The 6501-nt window shown below is 72.8% G+C and carries 6 protein-coding genes, 1 pseudogene and 1 riboswitch; of the genes and pseudogenes, 3 read left to right on the top strand and 4 right to left on the bottom strand.

The genetic code is table 11. The annotated features are described in order from the left end of the window. The 4 genes from ACTWQE_RS33225 to ACTWQE_RS33210 form a co-directional block, all read right to left on the bottom strand. Positions 1 to 676, bottom strand: a 676-nt coding sequence (locus ACTWQE_RS33225) for a cobalamin biosynthesis protein (protein WP_443332815.1), incomplete at its 3' end; no start/stop codon positions are given. Positions 677 to 822: 146 nt separating this feature from the next. Beyond that, positions 823 to 951: riboswitch (cobalamin riboswitch) on the bottom strand. Positions 952 to 1178: 227 nt separating this feature from the next. After that, the gene (locus ACTWQE_RS33220) at positions 1179 to 1430 is read right to left on the bottom strand and encodes a hypothetical protein (RefSeq protein WP_443332814.1); all 252 of its coding nucleotides are present in this window, start codon (positions 1428 to 1430) and stop codon (positions 1179 to 1181) included. A gap of 17 nt (positions 1431 to 1447) precedes the next feature. Beyond that, positions 1448 to 2719, bottom strand: coding sequence for an inorganic phosphate transporter (locus ACTWQE_RS33215; RefSeq protein ID WP_443332812.1), 1272 nt, complete (start codon positions 2717 to 2719; stop codon positions 1448 to 1450). Positions 2720 to 2878: 159 nt separating this feature from the next. Then, positions 2879 to 3616 (bottom strand): lysozyme, encoded by a 738-nt coding sequence (locus ACTWQE_RS33210; protein WP_443332811.1) that lies wholly within the window; start codon positions 3614 to 3616, stop codon positions 2879 to 2881. Positions 3617 to 3844: 228 nt separating this feature from the next. On the opposite strand from ACTWQE_RS33210, the gene ACTWQE_RS33205 reads away from it, so the two are divergent. From ACTWQE_RS33205 to ACTWQE_RS33195, 3 genes and pseudogenes are all read left to right on the top strand, one after another. Then, positions 3845 to 4504, top strand: coding sequence for a class II aldolase/adducin family protein (locus ACTWQE_RS33205; protein ID WP_443332810.1), 660 nt, complete (start codon positions 3845 to 3847; stop codon positions 4502 to 4504). Positions 4505 to 4604: 100 nt separating this feature from the next. Then, a complete protein-coding gene (locus ACTWQE_RS33200) occupies positions 4605 to 5732 on the top strand; it encodes an alpha/beta hydrolase (protein WP_443332809.1) in 1128 nt (375 codons plus the stop codon). A 137-nt stretch (positions 5733 to 5869) separates the two neighbouring features. Further along, a pseudogene (locus ACTWQE_RS33195) lies at positions 5870 to 6501 on the top strand (hypothetical protein); the annotation flags it as partial.

Genomic DNA, 6501 nt, shown 5'->3' with positions numbered 1-6501 from the left:
CCGGCCCTGCGAGTACCGTCAGCGCGGCGGTCAGCCGCGAACCCGGATAGCCCATCGCGTCGTCGAGCCGCGCCGACGCCCAGCCGAACTTCAGATGGCGCGGCGACCGGTGGCCGACCATCGCGTCGAGGGTGTTGACCGCGCGGAAGGCGACCAGGCCGGGTACGCCGCCGACGGCGCCCCACACCAGGGCACCGACGACGGCGTCCGAGGTGTTCTCGGCGACCGACTCCACCACGGCCCGGGCAATCTGCTGCTCGTCCAGGGTCTGCGGGTCCCGGCCGCACAGATGGGGCAGCCGCTCGCGGGCCACCTCGATGTCCCCGGCGGCCAGGGCGCCTCCCACGGCCCGAGCCTCGCGGCTCAGCGATGTTCCGCCCAGCACGGCCCAGGTGGCGGCGGCGGTCAGCGATACGGCGGCGGCGGGGGAGCGGCGTACGGCGCGCGACGCCAGGGCGGCCGCGGCCAGCGCACCACCCGCGCACACGGCGGTGTAGAGAGCTCCGGAGCCGCGGTGGTCGCGCCAGAGCCGGCGCTCGGCGGCGGCCGCGGCACGTCCGAAGGCGGCCACGGGGTGCCCGTGGCGCGGATCGCCGGCGAGAAGGTCGCCGACGAAGCCGAGGACGGCACCGCACCCGGCCGCGCCCGCTGAGGTGAGTCTCCCCGGCTCCCTCATGGCGTGAGAGGCACGCATCGGATCAGCCCGCCGTCATGCCTCGGCGGAGGAGCGCGGGAACGTCTGGTGGCGTACGAAGGCAGCCGGGCATCGCGATATGTCCTCACTCAGGGTCCGCGCCCTGGCTCGACGTGACCGGCGGCGAGAGTCTCCTGGCTCCCGGATCGGCGCTTCCCCCGGGCCTTCCAACCCGTGGGTACGGGCCGTGACTTCTGGGTGGGGGAGCGCTCCCCGGTGACAGTGGCGGGACCGCGCCGGATTCGCACCGGCTTCCTCTGCTGTCGCCGTTTTGGCTCCGGCAGTCCACCACGCTGTGCGAACGCCCGTCAACTTGCCTGTGACCTGCGACGGGACAGTGTGCCGAGGCCCACATACGAAGACCCGCCGGGGCGGGAGGCGCGGTGCGCGCCTTTCACCCCGGCGGGTCCGCCGCCGTCGGTGCTGCCGCGGTACGTCCTGCCGCGGCCGGTCCTGTCCTGGTCCGTGCTGTTCTGGTCCGTCGTCAGGCGACGATCACGTAGATGCCGTACGACACGGCGGCCAGGCACAGCCCGAAGCAGACGTATGCGCCGGTACGGGCCAGGGCGGTGGGGGCCGGGGCTCCGGCCGCCGCCACCGCGGCCGTGCCGTCGGGCTGCGTCTGCGGCCTGCGGGAGAGGCCGACGATGCCCAGGGTGAACAGGCACACGATCCCTACCGTCACCGCGAGGCTGACGCCGAAGACCTGGCCGAGTGCTGCCCAGTCGATGCTCATGGCGATGGGTTCCTTACCTAGACCGTGACCTTGGCGGCGGCGGGCTCGGACTCGGGCGCGCCGGCTGATGGAATCTGAGCGGAGGTCTCATCGGGGCCGGAGGCCGCACCGGAAGCGGTGGAGCCGGCCGGGGGCGGGGAGACGGCGCGGACGGCGGCGGTGATGACACCCGCCGGCTCCACCGTCTCGGCCTCGTTGACGTTGGTGTGGTCCACCGGCTTGCGGCGGGAGACCGCCCAGATCGCGCCGCAGGCGGCGAGCGCGAGCACGGCGACGGCGGTGACGCCCCAGGTGCCCTGGCCGGCCAGGAGCGCGGCGCACGCAGCGACGAGACCGGCGGCCGGAAGGGTCAGCCCCCAGGCGGCCACCATGCGGCCCGCGGTGGACCAGCGCACCGCACCGCCCTTGCGGCCGAGACCGGAGCCCATCACGGACCCGGAGCAGACCTGGGTGGTGGAGAGCGCGAAGCCGATGTGGGAGGAGGCCAGGATGACGGTCGCGGCGCCCGTCTGGGCGGCGAAGCCCTGCGGCGGCTGGATGTCGGTGAGGCCCCTGCCCATGGTGCGGATGATCCGCCAGCCGCCCAGGTACGTACCGAGGGCGATCGCCAGACCGGCCGAGACGATGACCCACGTCGGAGGGTCGGCCTGCGGGGCGAGAACGCCGCCGGTGATCAACGCGAGGGTGATGACACCCATGGTCTTCTGCGCGTCATTGGTGCCGTGGGCCAGGGAGACCAGCGCCGCGGAGGCGATCTGACCGGCGCGGTAGCCCTTGGCGGTCTCCTGCTCGTCCCGGTTGCGGGCAAGGCGGTAGGTCAGCCGGGTCGCGGCCATCGCGGCGAGCCCCGCGACGAGCGGCGCGGCCACTGCCGGGATCAGGACTTTCATGACCACCGCGTCGGCGTTGACGGCGCCGAAGCCGACGGACGCGACGGTCGCGCCGATCAGGCCGCCGAAGAGCGCGTGCGAGGAGCTGGAGGGAAGGCCCGCCAGCCAGGTCAGAAGATTCCAGACGATCGCGCCGACAAGGCCCGCGAAGATCACTTCGGGCCGGATCCCGGAGCTTTCATCGATGATGCCGCCGGAGATGGTCTTGGCCACCTCGACGGAGAGGAAGGCGCCGACGAGGTTCAGGACCGCCGACATCGCCACCGCTGTCCTGGGCTTGAGAGCCCCGGTGGAGATGGTGGTGGCCATGGCATTGGCGGTGTCGTGGAAGCCGTTCGTAAAGTCGAACACCAAGGCCGTGATGATCACGATCCCGATGAGAAGCGTGATGTGTTCCATTCACCCAGGCAATCAGCTCGATGGTCAGTGGCACGGCGAACGTAGGGATACGGGGTGAACGGAAGGTGAACTGTCGGAGGTCTTGAGGTGTCGCGACCCGGCGATGGCGGCCGGTGCCGGTGCGGGCCCGGTGCCCGAAGGCCTTCCGCAGTCCCCGATTCAGCCGCGGGCGAACCGCTTGAGCTGGGACATCGCCCCGTTGAAGAGGTTCTGGTCACCCGGGAACGTGCCGCGGTTGGCGTACTGCCAGAAGGTGTAGTACCTCCACCCCGCCGGGAGGGTGCCCGACGACCGGCCCCAACGCGCCAGCCACAGCGCGTGGCTCCTGCTGAAGACCCTGCTCCGCCCGGTGCAGTCGTTCCACCACTTGGTCGTCGTGTAGATCACCGGCCGACGGCCGGTCCGCCGCTTCACCTCGTTGCTGAACGATTTGATCCAGCTCACCATCGTCGATCTCCGCAGGCCGTAGCACTTCGCTCCATAGGGATTGTTCTCCAGGTCCACGGCGGGCGGCAGGGTCCAGCCGTCGCGTCGCCAGGTACCGCCGTGCTTCACGAAGTACGCGGCCTGCGTTCTGCCCGAGGATCTGTGCGGCAGCGCGAAGTGATACGCCCCGCGGATCAGCCCCGCCTTCCGCGAGCCGTTGTACTGCTGCCGGAAGTACGGATTGCGGTAGCTGGTGGACTCCGTGGCCTTGACGTAGACGAATTTCGCACCCTTGCTCTTCGCTCTGGGCCAGTTGACGGATCTCTGGTGCGACGAGACGTCATGCCCCCGCGGCTTCGCGGCGGCCGAGGCGGGGACGTCGGCGAGGGCGGTCCCGCCGAGCGCGAGGGTGGCGATGGAAGCGGCCACCAGCCGCCGACGGTGCCGTAGCGGTTTGCGGTCAGGAGTCATGGATTCCCCCGATGGCGACGTACATGGCGACGTGCATGACAAATCGACCATGAGATTACTGGACGATCGTGAAAAAACACCGACTATCCGTCAGTTACGGATGGTGTGTCGTATAGAGGGATATGCCGGTATGTCAGAGGGCGATGACAGGGTTCCCCGGGGCCCGTGCCGGCCCTTCGCGGGATCTCGCGCTCCCCGCCTGCCAGGATCGGCAGCGGAGGTGAGGGCATGACCGAGCGCGCCCCGCTGGAACAGGCATGGGCCGACCTGGTGGCCACGGCACGGCGGACCGTCGCGGACGGACTGGTCGTCGGCACCTCGGGCAATGTGTCCGTACGTGTGGGCGACACCGTGCTGGTGACGCCGACCGGAGTGCCGTACGACCGGCTCACCCCCGACGACGCGGTCGGCGTCGACCTCGACGGCCGGCAGGTCCTCGGCGGGCTCAGGCCCACCAGCGAACTGCCGATGCACCTCGCCGTCTACCGTGACACCGAGGCCGCGGCCGTCGTGCACACCCACGCCGTCCACGCCACAGCCGTCTCCACACTCGTCCCCGAGCTCCCGCTCATCCACTACATGGCGGCGGCGCTCGGCGGCCCTGTCCGCGTCGCCGGGTACGCCCTGTACGGCAGCGACGAGTTGGCCGGGAACATGCTGGACGCCCTGCGGGACCGCAGCGGGTGCCTCCTGCGGAACCACGGCACCCTGGCCTACGGCAGCACCCTCGACCAGGCGTACGACCGCACCGCACAGCTGGAGTGGATGTGCCAGGTCTGGCTGACCGCCCGCTCCGTACCCGGCCATACGCCCAGCCTGCTCACCGCGGACCAACTCCGGGACGTCCAGGAGAAGCTGCGCGGCTACGGGCAGCCCGGGCAGGGCTGACCCCGGCGCGCCGCGGACGGGCTTTCCGGCGGATCGCGCCGGTCACCCCGGCGCGTACGTCCACTGGCCGCGTGCCCGGCGTCCGCCCACACTGGTACGGATGGGCCTGCGTACAGCGGCGGCCGCGGCCGCCATCACCGTGCTCGGTGCCGGTACGGCCGCCGTGGCGGCCGGGCGGTACGCCAGCGACGCTGCCCTCGAACCCTGGCGCCGGCGCCCGCTTCCCGCCGACCCCCCGCTCACCGTCCACTCCACGGGCGCCGGGCGGATCACCCTCACCCGCAGCCTCGCTTCCCTGCGCCCCGGCACCTACGGGCTCACCGGTGGCGACACCCACGCGGTCGTCGGACCCGTCATCGAGGACGCGCCGCACGCCCCCGACTCGGTCGTCCGCCGCCTCGAACGCGTCACCCACGGGACGCTCGAACCCGGCGCGCGGCTGTGGCTCACCCCCCAGGTGTACCTCGGCAACCCGCGCGACGCGCTCGGCCTCGACCACGCCGACGTGGACGTACCCGGTGAACTGGGCCCCCTGCCCGCCTGGTTCGTGCCCGGCCCCCGCGACACCTGGGTGATCACCGTCCACGGGTTCGGCACGAGCCGTGAACACCCCATGGTCGTCATGCCCTTCCTGCACCGGAACCGGTTCCCGGTGCTGGACCTCGGCTACCGCGGCGACGTGGGCGCCCCCCGGCCGCCGGACGGCATCAGCCACCTCGGCGACACCGAGTGGCGCGACCTGGAGGCGGGCATCCGCTACGCCGTGCTGTACGGCGCGGAAACCGTCGTGCTGTACGGCTTCTCCACCGGCGCCACCATGGCCCTGCACGCCGCGGCCCACTCCGCGCTGCGGCACCGGATCCGCGGCCTCGTGCTGGACTCGCCGATCCTCGACTGGCGGACGACCGTGCGGGCCCTCGCGGCCGCCGCCGGCACCCCCGGCCCGGTCCTGCCCCTGGCGGTACGCGCGGCGCAGGGCCGCCTCGGGCTGGACGGTGACCACCTGGCCGAGTCGTCCGACCCGGACACCCTGTCCGTGCCGGCGCTCGTGGTGCACGGCCCGGACGACACCGTCGCCCCCTGGGGGCCCTCCCGCGCCCTGGCGGACCGCCGCCCCGACCTGGTCACGCTGCACACGGTGCCGAACGCCCCGCACGCGTCGATGTGGAACGCGGACGCCGAGAGCTACGAGGAAGCCCTGCGGCGTTTCCTGACTCCGCTGATGTGAACGGCGTGCGCCCCGGGCGCCTGGGGCCGCGCGCCGCGCACAGCACCAGCCCCCTGTGACCTGCGCCTGGGCGGGCGAGGCCGCCCGCCACGGAGTTCCGATTGGGCTTTCGGGCCGTCAGCGGGAAGACTGCTCCCGTGACGTCCCGTACTCCGCGCGACTCCCGGCTCCGCCTTGTCCCCCGACGACCGATCGCTGCCGCCCGCCGGGCCGTGACGAACCGTCGAGCACGACCGGCACCCCGGCCGCCCGCGGGCACGCCGGCGCCCGCGGAGCTGGCGCGGCAGGCCCGCGCCGGTCTCGCCGGCGCCGTACGCATCGCACGCTGGGCCGACGCCGAGCGAGGCCGCGGCGCACAGCTGCGGCCCGGCAGCACCGGTGCGCTCCGTGACGACGCCTCCGAAAGGGCCGCGGCGGCGCTGAAGCTGACCCCCGAGCAGGTCCGGGCCGACTGGGACCGGGCGCGCCTCACCGGGCTCGTCGAGCTGCACGACGACACCGCCCGCCCCGGCTGGCGCCTCCACGCCTGGGACCGGGACGACAGCGCCGTGCTGCGTGGCTGGGTCGCGCTCTTCGACGCCTGGTCCATCGCCCGCCCGGCGCCTTCCGCCTTCGCGCTCACCGCCGTCGCCGAGGTCGTCGAGGCCGTCCCCCAGCTGCTCTCCCTGCTCCAGCTCTCGGCCGGGCCCGTCCTCCTGCCCGCGCTGCTGGACCTGCTCGAACAGCGCGTCGCCGCACTGCGCACCGAGCGCCGCGAGGTCCAGTACGG

It is taken from the genome of Streptomyces sp. 8N706, assembly GCF_052245415.1.
Classification (GTDB): domain Bacteria; phylum Actinomycetota; class Actinomycetes; order Streptomycetales; family Streptomycetaceae; genus Streptomyces.
Note: the sequence above shows the minus strand (reverse complement) of the source record. Positions and strands in the feature narration are given on the sequence as shown.